This is a genomic window from Acidisphaera sp. S103, assembly GCF_009765975.1.
Taxonomy (GTDB): Bacteria; Pseudomonadota; Alphaproteobacteria; order Acetobacterales; family Acetobacteraceae; genus Rhodopila.
Genome location: NZ_LMUJ01000060.1, coordinates 378,864 through 394,872, shown reverse-complemented (window position 1 = coordinate 394,872; position 16,009 = coordinate 378,864). Strand labels below are relative to the sequence as shown.

The window sequence follows — 16,009 nt, the reverse complement described above, 5'->3', positions numbered from 1 at the left end:
CGGGTTCGGACATGGAAACCTCATGGTACGAGGCTCCCTAAAAATCGTATTTCAGACCGCGCCGGAATCCCACACCCCTTCAAGCGATTGCCCTGGCGTCTGTTCTCAAAGGAAACCCACGACCGGGCCGCACGCGGCAAAACGCCACGGCCATGAAGCTCCTACCCAGCCTCACACAGTGGTTGGGAACTTGCACTTGTCCAGTAGCGGATGCAGTACCTCCGATGCCGGCGTGGTCGCCAGCACCTTGTACAAATCCCATTCGCCGGTGCTTTCCTTCGGAGTCTTCACCTCCAGCAGGTAGCTCGGGAACATGCCCCGGCCGTCCGCCCGGATGCTACCGGCGCCGAACGCATCGTCATCTGTCGGCATCGATTTCATCTTCGCCACCGTGGTCCGGCCGCTCTTCTTCGCCGTGGCGCCCCCAAGCGCGGCCACCGCTTTCAGGTAGTGCAGCGTGATTGAATAGGCGCTGGCATGCCCCTGGCTGGGATAGTTGTTCGGTGTCCGCGGCAGCACGCGCTTGGTGAACGCCCGGGTGCGATCGTTCATGTTCCAGTAGAACGTCTCGCTGGTGATCAACCCCTGCGCGGTGTCCAACCCGATCGAGTGTACATCCTGCAGGAACATGATCAGCGGCGCGATCGTCATCTGCTTGTTCAGCCCGAACTCGTTCGCCTGCTTCACGCAGTTCACCGTGTCGGAACCGGCATTGGCCAGCCCCAGGACCTGCACGCCACTTGCTAGGGCCTGCTGCAGGAACCCCGAGAAATCCGTCGTCTCCGGGAACGGATAGCGCACCGCCCCCTTCACCGTGCCGCCCATCTGCTTGACCACCGCGGCGGTCTGCTCCTCCAGCGAATGCCCGAACACATAATCGGCGGTGACGAACGTCCAGCTTTTCTTGCCGGCCTTCACCAGCGCGCCACCGGTGGAATGCGCTTTTTCGTAGGTGTCGAAGCTCCAGACGATGGTGTTGGGGCTGCATTGGTCCGCGGTGACCTCCATCGCCGCCGCGCTGGCGTCCAGCAGGATCTTGTCCTTCTCCTTCGCCACCTGCGACACGGCGAGTGCCACGGACGATGTCGGCACGTCGATGATTGCGTCCACGCCGCCATCGAACCATTCCCGGGCGATGGAGGCCGCGACATCCGGCTTGTTCTGATGATCGGCGGAACGGAATGCCACCGAGAACCCGTGCGACTCGGCGTTGAACTCGGCGATCGCCTGTTGCGAGCAGGCAACCGATGTCGGGCCGGTGTTGTCGCGATAGGTGCCCGACAGGTCGGTCAGCACACCGACACTGATGACGGGCTTGGCCTGGGCACGCGCACCGACAATGGGCAAAGCGCCCGCGACAGCCGTCGAACCGAGCAGAACACGTCGGGAAATATTCATTTTGTTGCCCCCCTGAGAGCTTTTTTTGGTAGTATTGTATGATGGTCATAGCGGCGAATAGATGCGCTGGCAACCGCCACGACGGCGCGTTCAGGCGGCCACAGGCCCCGGACCGGTTACCCCCAGCAGGCGATCGAACTCCGCCACCGACAGCGTCTCTGCCCGCCGTTCGGGCGCGATGCCGGCGCGTGCCAGCAGCGCCTCCCCACCCAACCCGCGCAGCGATCCGCGCAGCATTTTCCGGCGTTGCCCGAATGCCGCCGCTGTCAGCGCCTCCATCCGAACGAACATCGCCGGGTCGGGTTGGATGGCGTGCGGGGTCAGGGAAACCACAGCCGACCAGACCTTCGGTGGCGGGGTAAATGCCCCCGGTGGCAGGCGCAGCACGATACGAGCATCGCAGGTCCACTGGGTCAGAACCGACAGCCGCCCGTACGCCGGCGTATCCCGGTCGGCGCAGATCCGTTCAGCCACTTCCTGCTGGAACATCAAGGTCAGACGCTCGAACGACGCGGCGTGGCGCAGCCATCCCACAAGCAGCGGGGAGGCGACATTATAGGGCAAATTGGCGATGATCGCCCGTGGCGCCGGCACCAGGGACGCGATGTCTACCGACAGCGCGTCGCCCTCGATCACCCGCAGCCGTCCGCCGGAGACCCCGATCAGTTCGGTCACCGCGCCGATCGCGCGCCGGTCCAGTTCGATCGCGGTCACGCTGGCGGCGGCCGAACCCAACAGGGATCGGGTCAGGCCGCCGGGCCCCGGTCCGACTTCTATGACATGGCGGCCTGTCAGGTCCCCGGCCTCCCGCACGATACGGTCGGTCAGATTGCCATCCAGCAGGAAGTGTTGGCCGAGGGAATGCCGTGCGGCGAGACCGTGCCGCGCGATGACGTCCCGCAGGGGGGGCAAGGGAAGGTCGGCCAACGGACGCGGGCCTGAAATCAGACCCCGTGATTATGGACGTCGATGGTGGCTTTCCGGCGCAGGTCGCGCATGGTCTGGCGGGACAGCATATCGATCCGCTCGTTGACCAGACGCTCCTCGATTTGCTTCGCCGTGACCTCACCTATGTTTTTCTGATCACGCGTGCACACGGCGATCACGGCGATGCCGTCGCGCGAGATCAGCGGTTCGGTGGGTTTGCCGATAGGGATGGTCTCCAATATTTGCCGGAAGGCCGGCGGATTGACACCGTCCGCGGCGACGTCGCCCGGATCCACCGGGTGATTCGGCGGATTGAGCGTCTTCGCGGTGGCTTCCATATCGTCGCAACTTTTGACGGTGGCCTGGATCGAGTGAGCCTTGGCCAAGGCTTGGCGTTGCTGCTCCGTGGGGTTTTGCGGATCGGTCAATGGTGTGGTGAAGGCGACGAAGGCCTGGCGTAGCGTCAGCATGGTCGCCAATTCCTGGCCGATCACCCGCTTACCCTGCAGCGTGACGACCGAGAAGCCGCCCGGCACCCGCACCGCGTTGCTGACCGCGCCCACTGGCATTTGGGTGACAATACGGGCAACAGCGGGGTCGATCTGATTGATCTGTTGCCAGCCGATCTCTCCGCCTTCGAGCGCCGACTGGGTCTGACTGAACTGCGCGGCGACCAGCGGGAACGACGCGCCGGCTCGTAGTTCGGTGATCACCGTCTCGGCGAAACGCTGGGCGTCGGCGGTGTTGTCGGGATTATCGACGGGAATGAAGATTTCCCCCAGTCGATATTCGGTCTGGCCGACCTGTTGCGCCGCCAGCTTCTGTTGTTCCGCCACCTCGGCCGGGGTGACGTGGATCTTGTCCACGACGACGTCTTTCAGCATCTGAGACCAGGCCAACTGGGCACGGATCTGATCGATCAGGGTGCGCGAACTGACGCCGTCGGAGGCCAGTTTTGCCCGCAGCGCGCCCGGCTGCATGTTATTGCGGGTCTCGATGTCCTTGATCGCGCCGGCGATTTGGGCGTCCTGGATCACGATCTTGCGGCGCTGGGATTCCTGGATGCGCAGCTTTTCATCGATTAACTGGCGCAGGATTTGCGGCCTCAGCCGGTCGATCACGTCCGATGAAATCGGCATGCCGGCGGAAATGGCGAACAGGCGGGCCCGGTTGGCGATATCGGCGTCACTGATCACGTCACCGTTGACTACCGCGGCGATCCGGCTGGCGTCGGCCAGCGGCTGTTCCCCCTTCGCAGGGGCGCCGGCAACGGCTGGTTTCGCGGGCACGGCGGCGACAGTTGGTTTCGCAGGCGTTCCAGCGGCGAAGCCGGCGGCCGGAGCCGCCAGCAGCAGGGCAAGCGCACCGGCGAGTCCGCACGCGAGGGGGCCGCTGCGTTGGCCGCGGCGAGGGGTCGGCATGTCAGGCACTCCCGATCTTATAGGGCGCGATAGCCGAATTGGCCGATCGTCTTGAACGTCAACAGGAACAGCAACTCGGTGGAGCCGTTATCACCGTTGATGCTCGTATAACGGCGGAACAACCGCAAATCAAAGATGAAGCATTCGTCCTCGTAGATCGCGTCGGCGCCGACCGAGACCATTTGGTTGGTCTGCAGATCGCGGCGGACGTTGCCGGTGAACTTGTAGTTGCCCCATTTGGACGACACCCCAAGGGAGACCTCGTTGCGGGGGAAATAATAGGTGTTGCCTACCGGCGGCGGTGCCGGCTGGTCGTAATAGGTGTACGGATTGAAATTGGTGTAGATATAGCCGCCCGACACGCGGAACCTGTCCACCCCTACGGACGTGACCGCATCGGCGAAGTGGGTCGCCAGGGTGCGGCTGTCCAGGCGCGTGCGGTACGTCAGGTCCAGCCACTTGGTCGGCGCGAACGTGCCGCGGGCGACGATGTCGGAGACCTGGTCGTGCAGCCCGGATGCCTCGGGGAACAGGTCGTCCTTGGTGGTGCGGTAGGATTGTCCGACCAACCCGTCGAACGTTGTGCCGCCCAGGTACCAGGCGCCGTGCAGCGCGACGTTGGCCCGTACGCCGCCATCCAGCCGGTCGATGCCGGTGAATCGGTTGAAGCCGAACAGGTTGGCGTCGGTGAACTCGAAATCCAGACTGTCCTCGTTCGGGATCTTGGTCAGCTGGCTGTTGCCCGACTGCGGTGCGACGACGATCTGGGCGATCGGCTCGATCAGTTGTGTGCCCCAAGCGCCGCTATAGCGGGCGAACGGCCAGCGGAAATCCACCGCCATCTGCGGCAGCGCGCGCGCCGTGTCGACGTTGGCGTAGGGGCCGTAATTGGGCAGCTCGTTGACGTCATTTGCATTGTACGCCGCGGCGTCGCCATGCAGCGTGATCTTCCACTGGTCGCCCAGCAAGCCGACGAACGGCCGCTCCCAGTCCATCGTCAGCGAGGCGCGCCGCGTGTTGGTGCCCTCGGCGCGGGTCACGTTGAACGCGCCCGCCGATAGCGAGAACCGGCCACCCAGCGAATCCGGCGTGCCGAAGAAGCTGTACTGGTAGCGCGGCAGCACGGTCGGCAACGTGCTGGTGTTGATCACGTCGTTCAGGCCCTGATAGAACTTCGTATCGAGGCGGGTGTATGATCCTACGCCGAAGCCTTCGAGGTACAACTGGCTGGTCAGGATGTTCTGATCGCCGGCCAGTCCCTCCGTCAGATGGAAATCGGTCACATACTGGGTGGAAGACGCCCGGTTGATCGTAAAACCCCAGCGCCAAGTGTCGTCGTAGTTGAACTGGCCCGTCGAGACGAGCGATCCCTGGGGCGTGTTATCCAAATATCCGGCCGACGTGTTAATCAGCAGCGTGCCGTCGTTGAAGCGCCGGCGATACTCGACATCAAGCTGCGGCCCCGCTTCCGTGGTCATCATTGGCAGGTAGGTCGCGTCCGACTGGTCGTCGATCACCTGATAATAGGGCTGGCCGTAGAAGAAGCCGATGTTGGACGAGGTCCCCATGATTGGCGGTAGAATCCCGGATTCTCGTTTCACCGAGGGATCGGCATTCCAGAAATACGGAAACCAGGCGACCGGGAGGCCGAACATCTCCAGCGTCGCATCCTTGAACTCGATCTTCTTGTGCTCCAGGTCCTGTACGGCGGAGGACGCCCGGATCTGCCACAGCGGCGGCCGGTTGGGGTTCTTGGCGCACAGGTTGCAGGTCGTGTACACCACCTTGGACAGTTCGTTGATCTGTCCGCCCGTGCGTTGCCCGCCGTTCGCCGCCAGTTTGCCGTTCTGTTGCAACAGCGCGCGCATGTCCTTGAGGATGCCGTCGTTCATGTTGTTCCGCATCTCGGCGTAGTCGGCGAACATCACCTCGCCGTCCGGTTCCAGCAGCACGACGTGCCCGATGCCGGCCGCCACCCCGGTGTTGCGGTCGAACGTGATTTTGTCGGCGCGCATCACGTGGCCATTCTGCCAGGCCTCGACATGGCCCGTGGCGGTGACCAGGGAATTGTCCTTGTCGTATTCCACCGAGTCGGCGGTGAAGGTGACCGGTTCATTCTTGTTCAACTGCGGACCGGTCGGGGTGGAGGCCACGGGGCCGACCTTTGCGTGCGCCGTCGTCGCGCACAGGCAGCCCAGGCCGACGCACAACGTCACCGCCCAAGGGGACGTGAGCCTGGAGGACACGGCCCTGGAAGACGCGGCCCTGGAAGACGCGGCCCTGGAAGACGCGGCATGGACACCGGTATCGATCGGGAAAGCGAAGGCCAGGATTCGGTTCAATCTCGAACGGGGCAAGCGATCCATCCTCAGCCGTCTTCGGTGTGTAGCAGCAGCGCGACGGCGAGCATAAGGCCCGATGCAGCTGGCGCCCAGGCCGCCAGCACGACCGGCAACGCGCCGGATTGGCCGATCTCCTCAGCGATTTTCGACACCACGAACAGTGCGAACCCTGCTGCCACGCCGCTGCCGATCATCTGCGCCACGCCGCCGCGCCGAGCCGGCCGCATGGAGAAGCCCGCCGAGACCAGCGTCATGGTCGCGCACAGCAGCGGCAGCGCGAGCAGCGCCTGGAAATGCAGCCGGTGCCGCAGCGATGAGAACCCCGACCGGTCGAGCAGCGCGATAAAGCCCGGCAGCGCCCAGAACGACAGCGTGTCGGGTGACGCGAAACTCTCCTGCACGCGGTTCACCGTCAGATCCGTCGGCAGGTTGATCAGCCGCGGCGCCTCCGGCAATTGGTCGGGCCGCAGGGAACGGGCGTTCTCCAGCACCCAACTGCCGTTAACGAGCCTGGCCTGCGGCGATTCGATCCGCGTCAGCAGCTTGTCGGATCCATCCAGCCGGAACACGCTGACCTGGTGCGCGGTCAGTTGCTTGCCGTGCAGTTCTACCTGCTGGGCATGGATGATGGCGACACCTTGCGGCGACGTCTGGCGATCCGCCTGTCGCAACCAAAGCTGACCCCCATTCAGCGCCAGCGGGCCGCCGCCGGAACTCAGATAGGCGTTGTCCATCGCCTCGGCCCGAGCCAGCATCACCGAGGAAACCGGGCTGACGAGCGCGGTGGCGACGACGCCGAACAGCAGCGCGCACAGCGTCGGCGCGGTCAGGAACTCCCACGCCGAAATGCCGGCGGCGCGGGCGACGATCAGTTCGGAGGACCGGGTCAGCCGCCAAAAACACAATATGCCGCCCAGCAGCACCGCGAACGGCAGGATCTGCATGGCGACATAAGGCAGACGCAGCGCCGCAATCTGGGCAACCTGGCCGAAACTGACCTCCGGATGGCTGGCGGAACGCCGCAACAGCTCGATGAAATCGAACATCGCTACCAGCCCGGACAGCGCCAGCAGCATGCCGGAGATCGCGATCGCGAACTGGCGGACGATATAGATCGATAGGGTCAGGGCCGCCGTCATCCGGTCACGCTTCCGCCTGTTGCGTGCGGAACGGGCGAATCGACGGCCCGAACAACAGCCAGGCGCAGATGATTCCCGGCACCGTGGCATGCAGCCACATCAGGAACAGCATGCTGTTGTCGCGCGCGCCCAGGCTGCCGAAGGCCAGGCCGAACGCCAGCAGCAACACCATGCCGCCGACCGTGATCAGTGGCCGCGCGACGCCGCCATGGCGCCTGAACATCCCCCCCAGCGCCGAGAACAGCCCGACCATGGCATAGGACAGCGTGGTCAGCGGCGCGGACAGGCGCTTGTGCCCCTCGGCAATCCATTTCGGCCGGTCGCGCGCGAACGCCGGATGCGGATCGAACAGATCGTGCAAAGGCACCTCCGACATGTCCGCCGGACGGGTGGCCTCGTCCTTGGTGGCCTCGGCAAGGTCGATCTCATTCTGCTTGAACGTCAGCACGTCGAGCCGGCCGGTCTGATGGTCGATCTCCTGCCGGCTGCCATCGACCAGCAGCACCCGCGGTCCGTCCGGGCCGTCGATCAGCCGCCCGCGCTCCGCCAGGACGGTGGCGTGGGCTGTGGGATCGCGCGCGTCGTCCACCAGGATGCCGTGCAGGGTGCCGTCCTGGTCGCGCGACCTGATATACACCGTCAGCTTGTCTGACAGCGGCGTGAAAACGCCATCCTGCAACAGAAAAGCGGCCAGGCGATTGCGGATTTCCCACTGGAACTGCTTGAAATCGTTCAGTGAGGCCGGCACCGCCCAAATGCTGAGCCCATAGCCGATCACCGTCGCCAGCAGTGCCACCGTCAGCGCCGGCCGGGCCAGCGCCCATGGTGACAAGCCGGCGGCGCGCATTACCGTCAGCTCCCGATCCGTTGCCATGCGCTGGTAGACGAACTGGATCACGACATAGGTGGTGATCGGCAGGATGACCGCGATGAAACTGGGGATCAGCAGGCCAGTGAGCTGCAGGAACACAAGGAACGACAGGCCCCGGTTGACCACAAGGTCCACGAACCGCAGCGATTGGGTCAGCCAGACCAGCGCCGTCAGGCCGCCGGTGGCCACGACGAGCGCGATCAGCACCTGGCGGAATATGTAGATATCGAGGCGGGTCACCACCTTGCTGAAACGCATGCCGCTTTCTGAGGCAGGCTCCGGTGGGATGCAACCGTACTTTTTTTCATCCCCTCCTGGCCGGGCTATATAACCGAGGCTGGCCCGGCGTGCCGTTCGCCGCATTGTGACCAATGGACGCGCCAGGGCCGGCCCGGCGTCTGATTGCCCCGGGGTTTCGGCCATCCGGGCTTAGGGCGTCGCCACGATCTGGCTTTGTCCTTAGAGTATGATGCTCTAACCCGCTTTGTTTGAGAGGGCGATTCACGTCTGAGGTTGGTCAACCTCAGACGATCGCGGTCTAGCGCCGAGCCGGCGGCTCCCAGCAGGTTGTGCGATGACGGCAAGTCGGCGCTCACGCTCCGTGCCTGCCCATGATGCGCACGTCTTCGGAACGATCATCCACACCGGCGCCTGCCAGCAACTGGCCGAGGATACCGAACAGCACCGCGCTCGCCGCCAGCGCACACCACCAGGAATCCGTCACCACCTCGTAGTTAACGCTGGCGATGGTCATGGCGGAGGCAAACGCGGCGTAGGCGAACGGCCGCAGGGCGGCCGGCAGCTCGCAGATCCGCCACAGCAGCAGCAGGGCGAAGACCAGCCCCAGCGCGGCTCCGAGCACGCCTAGCTCGACCCACAGTTCTAGCCATTGGTTGTGCGGGTAGATGCCGCGCGCATCGACGTAGATGTAGCTGGCCAGTTCATCCGGACGGATCGGCAAGTGCGTGGCAGTGCGCAGACCCCAGCCGCCGATTGGGTGCTCGAACACCCGCGCGGTCATATAGTCCCAGATCTCCAGCCGGGCGACGCCGGAGGGTTTCAGGAACCGCGCCAGTTCCGTCCGCCGCTCGGCCAGCAGGCGCAATACCACTGGCAGTGTCACGACGAACGCCGCCACGCCCCACCCCAGCCCGATCGCAACCAGCCGAGGGGCAGCCCAGGCCAGCAGCAATACGACGACGCCGGCGACGACCGCAACTCGCCCCGCCAGGCTCAGCGTCACCGCCAACATCATCGCAATGGCAATGCCCAGCGCGGCCATCGACCACCACCGCCGCCGCCACCAGACATGTGCCAGCAGTGGCCATGCGATCAATACCAGATAGTCAAACCCGCGATTGTATTTCGTGGCCGCGTGGACACCAGGCTTCGTGCTGATGAGCGCCTCAAGCGGGTAACCCAGCCGGACGTCGAACCAAGCTATGCCAACGCCGACCAGGGTCGCAATCAGCAGCACATGGAACAGTGTCTCCATCGACTCTGGCCGGCCGTAGCGGCCGGCGCGGAACATTAACAGCGCAACCAGGACGCCGGTCAGTCCCGCAGCGGCGCGAATGCTTTCCCGCTGGTCGATGGACCAAATCACGCTGGCCCAGCACAGCGCCAGGAACAGGCCGGCGATCGCGGCAACCGGGCGGTCGATCGGCGGCAGCCCGCGGCCGGCGGCTAATCCGGACAGGAGCTGCACCACGGCCAAGCCGATGATCAGCGAGGAATAGGACGGACCCGCGGCCAGCCCGAGTGTCGGCAGTGCGGCGAACACCAGGACCGGCGCCGACCGGTCGATGCCGCGCTCGATCGTCGTGGCGAGTAGTGTCGGTGGCATTGGTGGCCTCTCTCGCTGGGCTGGTATGAAGCAGGCGCGGATCACTAGGCGAGGTGGGGGTCTGGCACAATGCGTCGGCCACGCCGATCCCTCCCGCGCATTCTGCAACCGGTGTCCACCCCGGTCCGGCGCCCGTGCCGCTGTTCGTCTGGGGATGCCACGAAGCGTTCACCCGGTCCGCGGCATGGCGCGACCGCCTCATTACGTTCTGATCGTTTGCGGCACGGCCAACGCCCTGATCGATGCGGGTAAACGCGTTCGCCGTGGCCGTGGGTCTTGGTTTTATTGCCCTGACCGGAAGCCGGGGACCGATGCTGGCGATCGGCGGGGCGCATGTGCTGTTGCTTGCGATGGTGCGCCCGCGCCTGCTCGCGATCGCGGTGGTGGCGGTTCTCGTTGTCGTTGGTTTGGTGGAGCTTTTGGTGCCGTCGGTCGAGGCCTCGGTCTGGCATGCGTTCGCCAACCGCAGCGCCTCCGAACGGCTGATCATCTGGAGGCTCTCGCTCAAGGTCATCGCCACCTCGCCATGGGTGGGATTAGGGCCGACGGCGCGCCCGGGTCGGGTGAACGAGGGTTTTCCGCATAATCTGCTGCTGTCCACGGTGTTTTACGCCGGGTTGGTCGGATTTGCCATGTTCCTGTCCCTTCTGGCCCTGGTTGGGCGAACCGCATGGCGGCGGCCGCGCGGCGTGGGCAGATTGATGCGCATCGCGCTGCTGGCCTACCCTATCCTCGCCGGGATGACCGACATGAGCATACTCATCAAGGGGCCGGCGCCGATGTGGTACATGGTCTGGCTGCCGCTGATCGTGTGCATGGGGACGGACAGGATCGCAGGCGTCGGGCGGCCATCACCGCCCACGGCACAGGGACGCCGGTGCGACGGACGCTCGGGCTATGTCGCCAACGGCTAGGGTCCGGACCCTGACCTATCTGATCGTTATGCGACCTCAACCAATTCCAGCGCTTCCCGGCTGGGGCCTTCGATCATGACGGCGCGCGTGTCGCCTAGTGTGTAGGGCTCTTCCAGGAATGTTACGCCTTCATCGCGCAGTTTCGTGGTCCAGGCGTCCAGGTTGGCCACACTCAGGGCGATGTGGTCCTGGAGTTGGCCACGGGGGCTGACCAATGGTGCGTCTCCCTGGTTGGCGTACCAGGTCAGGACGACGTCGCCGAATTCCACGCCGGCTCGCGGGGTTCGGTACATGCCTTGCTGCTTCAGGGCGGGCCATGTTTTGTCGGCGCCGCGTGGGACCTGACACGTGGTCTCGGTCAAGTTTGTTTCGGCGAAGCCGGGGCGCACTGGGGCGTTGAGGTGCTTTTGGTACCAAAGCAAGGCGCAGAACGGATGTTCCTGCCACATGTGGACGTGGTTGAAGCGTTCGGCGCCGTGGTTGCCGGCGAACTCGATCAGGGCGTTGTCGGGGCCGCCTTTCAGATAAATGAAGCCACCGCCACCGGGCGGCTTTGCGCCGGACCGCCGCGCGTCCTGGATTTGCGATTTGGTGAGACCGAGCGTGTTGCCAATGTTGGGCCAGGTGTCGCTGCTGATCAGGACGGAGCCGCCTTCGTCGGTGGTGTAGAGCGGTTGCAGTTTCACCTCGGGGCGGGTCTTGAAGGTTTCCAGTGTGGCGCGAGCGTCGGGGACGTGCCAGCCGAAGTGCCAGATGGCGCTTTGCGGTTCGGAGACGGGTGGGGTGTCGACCTTGTTGAACAGGATCATGCAGTTGTTGGGGGCGAGCAGGGCGGGAAGCCCGGCCCAGGTGCCTTTGGAACTGGTGGGGAATTGCCGCACATAGAAGTCGATGGCGGCGTCCGGATCGACCGAGTTCAGGTGCAGATGGTGGAAGCCGGGGGTGGTGAGCACGGGGCGAGCCTCCTTACAGCGTGTCGGCGCCGGGCGCGGGTTCCAGTTCGCAGGCGTTCACCGTCATTGCCAACATGCTGTAGTAGCCGATGGCGCTGGTGAGCTGGATAAAGGCGTCGTCGCCAAGGCGTTGCCGCATTTCCCTCGCGGCTGCGTCGGTGACGCGATGCTTGCGGAGCAGGTCGCGGGTAAATTCGATGACCGCCAGGTCCTCGGGCGGGATGCCGTCGGAGCGGTTCGCCTTGATCGCGGCGATCGTGGTTTCCGGGACGTTCCGCTTGCGTGCGCCACCGGTTTGGGCACCCCAGACATAGGCGGCGTCGAACTCGCGGGCGACGGTCATCGCGGCGAGGACGCGGACTCGCATGTCCAACGAGCCTTCAAACCGCACATAGGCGCCGAGATGGGCGATGCGGCCGGCGACCTCGGGGCTGTGCAAGAAAACGGAGAATGGGCCGTGCAGCGAGCCGCGGCTGCCGATGATGCCGTCGGCAATGGCGTGGTCCTTCGTCGCGAGCTGGTCTTTGCTGGTGATCAACGGAAGGCGGGCCATGGTGGTTTCCTCTTGTTGGTTGGAGCCAGCGTGAGCGGATTTGCGGTGGTTCGCAAGCTTGGGCAGGTGGTGTTCGATGTGAATTATTCGCGTCATGCGCGAGTGATTTTGCACGTGCCCAACCATTCATGCTAAATCCCATCGAGTCAGCAGGGGGAGACGGGTGGTGTCGGAAGCACGGGACGATATCGTCAAAGCGGTGATTTACCCGTCCATCGGCATAGCGCGTGTTGGCAACGCGCCGGCCGGTTATGTTGTCGGGCCGGAGGTGACCAGTCCCAAGCCTCTGGTGGCGGATACGGCGCCGGGCAAGAACCCGTATCGGGATGCCGAGGGACGGTTGTATCCGCAGGCGGCGCGGTTCCGCATTTACGGTGTCAACGCCGCTGGCGCGATCGTCAAGGAATTGACGGCGCCGGGTGCTGGCGCCGATATCGCCTGGACGGTGCATCTGGCGAACAAAAAGGCTGCCTGGTACGAATTTCAGATTGCGCTGGATATCCCGGAGGCGGCCTCGGCCGATCCCAGTACGTTACGAAATCCAGATGTGGAGGACCGTGGCTCGCTGGTGCTGGATGCCGGGGCGCACACGTTGCGTGCGGGGCAGGGTTCGGGACCGGTTGAGATGGTCGCAGGGCGGTTCATGCATCAAGGCGAGCCGGTCTATTTGGGCAAGATGTGGTGCGAAGGCGATGCTCGTCTGCTGGTCACCGGCGGCAGGGGGAAGTCCGCGTCGTATGACGGGAAGCCGGCGACGACCTTTGCCAACAATAATGGCTGGCACGACGATGTCTCCGATGGGCCGGTGACGGCGACGGTTTCGTATGGCGGTGTCGCGTTGCCGGTGACTCCGTCCTGGCTGGTGGTGGCGCCGCCGGATTATGGACCGCAATGCAAGTCGGTGCGGACGTTGTGGGACCTGATGCGCGATGTCGCCATTCAGACCGGAGCGTTGATTGCGCCGCTGCGGCCGTCGTTTACCTATGATATTTATCCGGTCTTCGAACGTTTGACTCGGCTGCAGTGGGTGAATGCCGGGTTCGCGGCGGGATTCGGCTGGAACGCTGGGTATGACTTTACGCGGGCGGACTGGATCGAGCGGCTGAATGACCCCGCGGCGGCCAACCAGGAAACGCGGCGGGTTTTGAAGAACTCGTTTCGGAACGATACGGTGGACGCGTGGTCTCCGGTGCCGTGGCCCTGGGTGTATGGCGATGCGATGAGCCTGCCGACCCCTGAGACGCCGCGGGCGTTTTCTTCGCTGAGTGTGACGCAGCTTACGATGTTGGAGCAATGGACGGCGGGAGACTTTGAGGACGATTGGGGTAAGGTTCCGGTCTATACTGAATTCGATCAGGTGCCGTTGGCGGAGCAGGGGGATATGCTGACCCGGGCGGCACTGGAATTCTGTCTCGCCGATGCGTTTCATCCCGGGTGCGAGATGACGTGGCCGGTGCGAACACCGAGCATGTTTATGGAACCGTTTCGGTTTGGACATGCGCCGGTGGGGTGGGTTGAGCCGAACCTCGGTACGACGCTGACCAGCCTCAACGTCATGGTGATCAATGGACCATTGTATCGACAGGTGCCCGGCGGGATCAGCCGATGGATGGCGGTGCCGTGGCAGACCGACACGGCGAGTTGCCAGTCCGGCTACGTCAAGTCGTATGATCCTAATCTGCCGACGTTCTGGCCGGCCAGGGTGCCGAACCAGGTGATGACGCGGGAGAAGTACGCGGTCGTGATGAATCCGGAGGCCTCGCCGCAGGATCGGTTGGCGGCTTTTGCGATTCGTTCTTCATGGCTGGATCCGCTGGGAACCGGCAGTTACGTCGAGCAGATCAACAACATGATCAAGGGCTTCGATCATATGGGCGTGGTCGAGGTCAATCCGGGACCGGCCGACGCGGAAGGAAAGGCGCTATTCCCGTCGGTCATCCAGGTGGAAGACCAGCATGTGCCGATCGAGTCGACGAATGAGACGGTGACGCGCCTCGCTGCCCATGGCGCCGGTCCAGGCGTCCGACCCGATCTGTCCGGCATCGATAAGGTCCATCGTTTCCCACATGGCCTTCGCCGTTAACGGAACGACGATCGACGCGGACGTTCTGGTGGTCGGTGCGGGACCGGCGGGGGCGGTGTGCGCGCTGAATCTCGCCCCGATGTGGCGTGTGCTGATGGTGGATCGGCGACAGGCGGCTGATGCCCGTATCGGGGAGTCGCTGGCGCCGGCGGCGCGCCGGTTGTTGACGGATATGGGGTTGTGGGGGGCGTTTCTTTCCCAGGGACATCGCCCGAACTTCGGAGGACGGTCGGTTTGGGGCGGCCTTGAACCGGTGGAACGGGACAATCTGCGCGATCTCGACGGGCCGGGTTGGCATCTTGATCGGACGCGGTTCGACGATTGGCTGCGGGCGGTTGCTGTCCAGCGCGGCACGGCAGTGCTGATCCCGGCGCGGCCCGGGACCATCGTCCGGGATGGCGGGTTGTGGCGGCTCGATCTGGACGTAGACGGGCGGCGGATGCCGGTGACGGCCCGTGTGGTGGTGGATGCGGGTGGCAGGGGTTCGACGGTCGCGCGTGGCCCAGGGGGCCGGCGGATCGTGGGGGACCGGCTGGTATGCGGCTGGTTGCACGGCCAGGATCGGCCTGATCGGCAGGCGGGGCTGACGTATATCGAGGCGGAACCTGATGGGTGGTGGTACACCGCACCCTTGCCGGGCAATCGGCGAGTTGTCGCGTTCCACACCGATTCCGATCTTCCTGCCGCTGGCGTCGCGGCAAACGGGTCCGCCGCCTTGCTGCGGCGCGTGTCGGAACGCGGCTTTCTGTCGGAGGTCCTGGCGGGCAGCGGCTTCGCGGCCGACGGAGTAGGCGGATTCTGTGCGGCCCACAGTGCCGAACTGGACCCTGCCGCAGGCGATGGCTGGCTGGCGGTGGGCGATTCGGCGCTCAGCTTCGATCCGTTGTCGGCGCAAGGTTTGTTCAACGCGCTATACACTGGTCTCGCGGGGGCGGAGGCGGGGGATCGGGCTTTGTCAGGGGATTCGGACGCTCTGCGGGGCTATGCGGCGTCGCTTTGCCCGGTTCGTGATGCCTACCGGACGCACCTGGACACCTGGTATGGGTTGGAACGCCGGTGGGCCGAACGGCCATTCTGGGAGCGGCGATTAAGACCCACCTTGCCCCCACCCCCCTGATACGTGGTAGACAGATTTCGGGAGATCGGCGGTGGACGGGCGCCTCGCCAACCCGGTCAGGTCCGGAAGGAAGCAGCCGCAACGGGTCACCGCTCGGGTCGTTTGTCGGTCTCCCACTTTTCCCCCCAGATGCCGCATATGGCGGTGAGGTGACCGCCCCGCATGTCCGGCCTGTTTCAGGACGATCCTGTCGAACAAAACGATGCCCCCCCGGTGCCCGAGGGGCCGGGGCTGTTCGGGGATGCCCTGCCGGTGGCACTGCCGGAGCCGGTGCATGCGACTCCGTACCGGGTGCTGGCGCGGAAATACCGGCCAACGACATTCGATGACCTGATCGGGCAGGAGGCGATGGTGCGCACGCTGCGCAACGCCTTTGCCGCGGGTCGGGTGGCACATGCGTTCATGCTGACCGGGGTGCGCGGGGTCGGGAAGACGACCACGGCCC

12 protein-coding genes, 1 other RNA gene and 1 pseudogene are annotated in these 16,009 nt (G+C 64.7%); 5 read left to right on the top strand and 9 right to left on the bottom strand.

Annotation, left to right across the window (positions count from 1 at the left end; translation table 11 throughout):
• Positions 1–171: 171 nt before the first annotated feature.
• The 7 genes from GSQ89_RS20740 to GSQ89_RS20710 all read right to left on the bottom strand — a co-directional run bounded on the left by GSQ89_RS20740 (position 172) and on the right by GSQ89_RS20710 (position 9,944).
• Entirely contained in the window at positions 172–1,398 is a 1,227-nt protein-coding gene (locus GSQ89_RS20740; protein WP_158928698.1) for an ABC transporter substrate-binding protein, read from the bottom strand.
• Positions 1,399–1,488: 90 nt separating this feature from the next.
• Positions 1,489–2,325 carry a 16S rRNA (adenine(1518)-N(6)/adenine(1519)-N(6))-dimethyltransferase RsmA gene (gene rsmA, locus GSQ89_RS20735; RefSeq protein WP_158928696.1) on the bottom strand — a complete coding sequence of 279 codons (837 nt, stop codon included), beginning with the start codon at positions 2,323–2,325 and terminating at the stop codon, positions 1,489–1,491.
• Between the two features lie 17 nt (positions 2,326–2,342).
• Positions 2,343–3,746: a peptidylprolyl isomerase gene (locus GSQ89_RS20730; RefSeq protein WP_158928694.1), complete on the bottom strand. Its 1,404-nt coding sequence runs from the start codon at positions 3,744–3,746 to the stop codon at positions 2,343–2,345.
• A 17-nt stretch (positions 3,747–3,763) separates the two neighbouring features.
• Positions 3,764–5,899: an LPS-assembly protein LptD gene (locus GSQ89_RS20725; RefSeq protein ID WP_158928692.1), complete on the bottom strand. Its 2,136-nt coding sequence runs from the start codon at positions 5,897–5,899 to the stop codon at positions 3,764–3,766.
• A 215-nt stretch (positions 5,900–6,114) separates the two neighbouring features.
• On the bottom strand, positions 6,115–7,227 hold the full coding sequence (gene lptG, locus GSQ89_RS20720; protein WP_158928690.1) for an LPS export ABC transporter permease LptG: 1,113 nt from the start codon (positions 7,225–7,227) through the stop codon (positions 6,115–6,117).
• Positions 7,228–7,231: 4 nt separating this feature from the next.
• Positions 7,232–8,356, bottom strand: a complete 1,125-nt coding sequence (lptF, locus tag GSQ89_RS20715) for an LPS export ABC transporter permease LptF (protein ID WP_158928688.1) — start codon at positions 8,354–8,356, stop codon at positions 7,232–7,234.
• A gap of 334 nt (positions 8,357–8,690) precedes the next feature.
• Positions 8,691–9,944 carry an O-antigen ligase gene (locus tag GSQ89_RS20710; protein WP_158928686.1) on the bottom strand — a complete coding sequence of 418 codons (1,254 nt, stop codon included), beginning with the start codon at positions 9,942–9,944 and terminating at the stop codon, positions 8,691–8,693.
• Positions 9,945–10,186: 242 nt separating this feature from the next.
• Between GSQ89_RS20710 and GSQ89_RS20705 the strand changes: the two genes are divergently transcribed.
• On the top strand, positions 10,187–10,858 hold the full coding sequence (locus GSQ89_RS20705) for an O-antigen ligase (protein ID WP_158928684.1): 672 nt from the start codon (positions 10,187–10,189) through the stop codon (positions 10,856–10,858).
• 26 nt (positions 10,859–10,884) lie between these two features.
• Here the strand turns inward: GSQ89_RS20705 and GSQ89_RS20700 are convergent, their stop codons facing one another.
• Entirely contained in the window at positions 10,885–11,811 is a 927-nt protein-coding gene (locus GSQ89_RS20700; RefSeq protein WP_158928682.1) for a VOC family protein, read from the bottom strand.
• Between the two features lie 13 nt (positions 11,812–11,824).
• Positions 11,825–12,364, bottom strand: coding sequence for a carboxymuconolactone decarboxylase family protein (locus GSQ89_RS20695; protein WP_158928680.1), 540 nt, complete (start codon positions 12,362–12,364; stop codon positions 11,825–11,827).
• A 166-nt stretch (positions 12,365–12,530) separates the two neighbouring features.
• On the opposite strand from GSQ89_RS20695, the gene GSQ89_RS20690 reads away from it, so the two are divergent.
• From GSQ89_RS20690 to GSQ89_RS20675, 4 genes and pseudogenes are all read left to right on the top strand, one after another.
• Positions 12,531–14,447: a LodA/GoxA family CTQ-dependent oxidase gene (locus GSQ89_RS20690; RefSeq protein WP_254073292.1), complete on the top strand. Its 1,917-nt coding sequence runs from the start codon at positions 12,531–12,533 to the stop codon at positions 14,445–14,447.
• Entirely contained in the window at positions 14,431–15,564 is a 1,134-nt protein-coding gene (locus tag GSQ89_RS20685; RefSeq protein WP_158928678.1) for an NAD(P)/FAD-dependent oxidoreductase, read from the top strand. Before GSQ89_RS20690 ends, GSQ89_RS20685 begins: the two co-directional genes overlap by 17 nt.
• A gap of 22 nt (positions 15,565–15,586) precedes the next feature.
• Positions 15,587–15,679, top strand: an RNA gene (gene ffs, locus GSQ89_RS20680) — signal recognition particle sRNA small type.
• 47 nt (positions 15,680–15,726) lie between these two features.
• A pseudogene (locus GSQ89_RS20675) lies at positions 15,727–16,009 on the top strand (DNA polymerase III subunit gamma/tau); the annotation flags it as partial.

Bases quoted from the DNA above. Each gene is read 5' to 3' on its own strand.
- GSQ89_RS20695 (WP_158928680.1), bottom strand. From the start codon at position 12,364: ATGGCCCGCCTTCCGTTGATCACCAGCAAAGACCAGCTCGCGACGAAG.
- GSQ89_RS20740 (WP_158928698.1), bottom strand. From the start codon at position 1,398: ATGAATATTTCCCGACGTGTTCTGCTCGGTTCGACGGCTGTCGCGGGC.
- lptG (WP_158928690.1), bottom strand. From the start codon at position 7,227: ATGACGGCGGCCCTGACCCTATCGATCTATATCGTCCGCCAGTTCGCG.
- GSQ89_RS20685 (WP_158928678.1), top strand. From the start codon at position 14,431: ATGGCCTTCGCCGTTAACGGAACGACGATCGACGCGGACGTTCTGGTG.
- GSQ89_RS20730 (WP_158928694.1), bottom strand. From the start codon at position 3,746: ATGCCGACCCCTCGCCGCGGCCAACGCAGCGGCCCCCTCGCGTGCGGA.
- GSQ89_RS20710 (WP_158928686.1), bottom strand. From the start codon at position 9,944: ATGCCACCGACACTACTCGCCACGACGATCGAGCGCGGCATCGACCGG.
- GSQ89_RS20705 (WP_158928684.1), top strand. From the start codon at position 10,187: ATGCGGGTAAACGCGTTCGCCGTGGCCGTGGGTCTTGGTTTTATTGCC.
- lptF (WP_158928688.1), bottom strand. From the start codon at position 8,356: ATGCGTTTCAGCAAGGTGGTGACCCGCCTCGATATCTACATATTCCGC.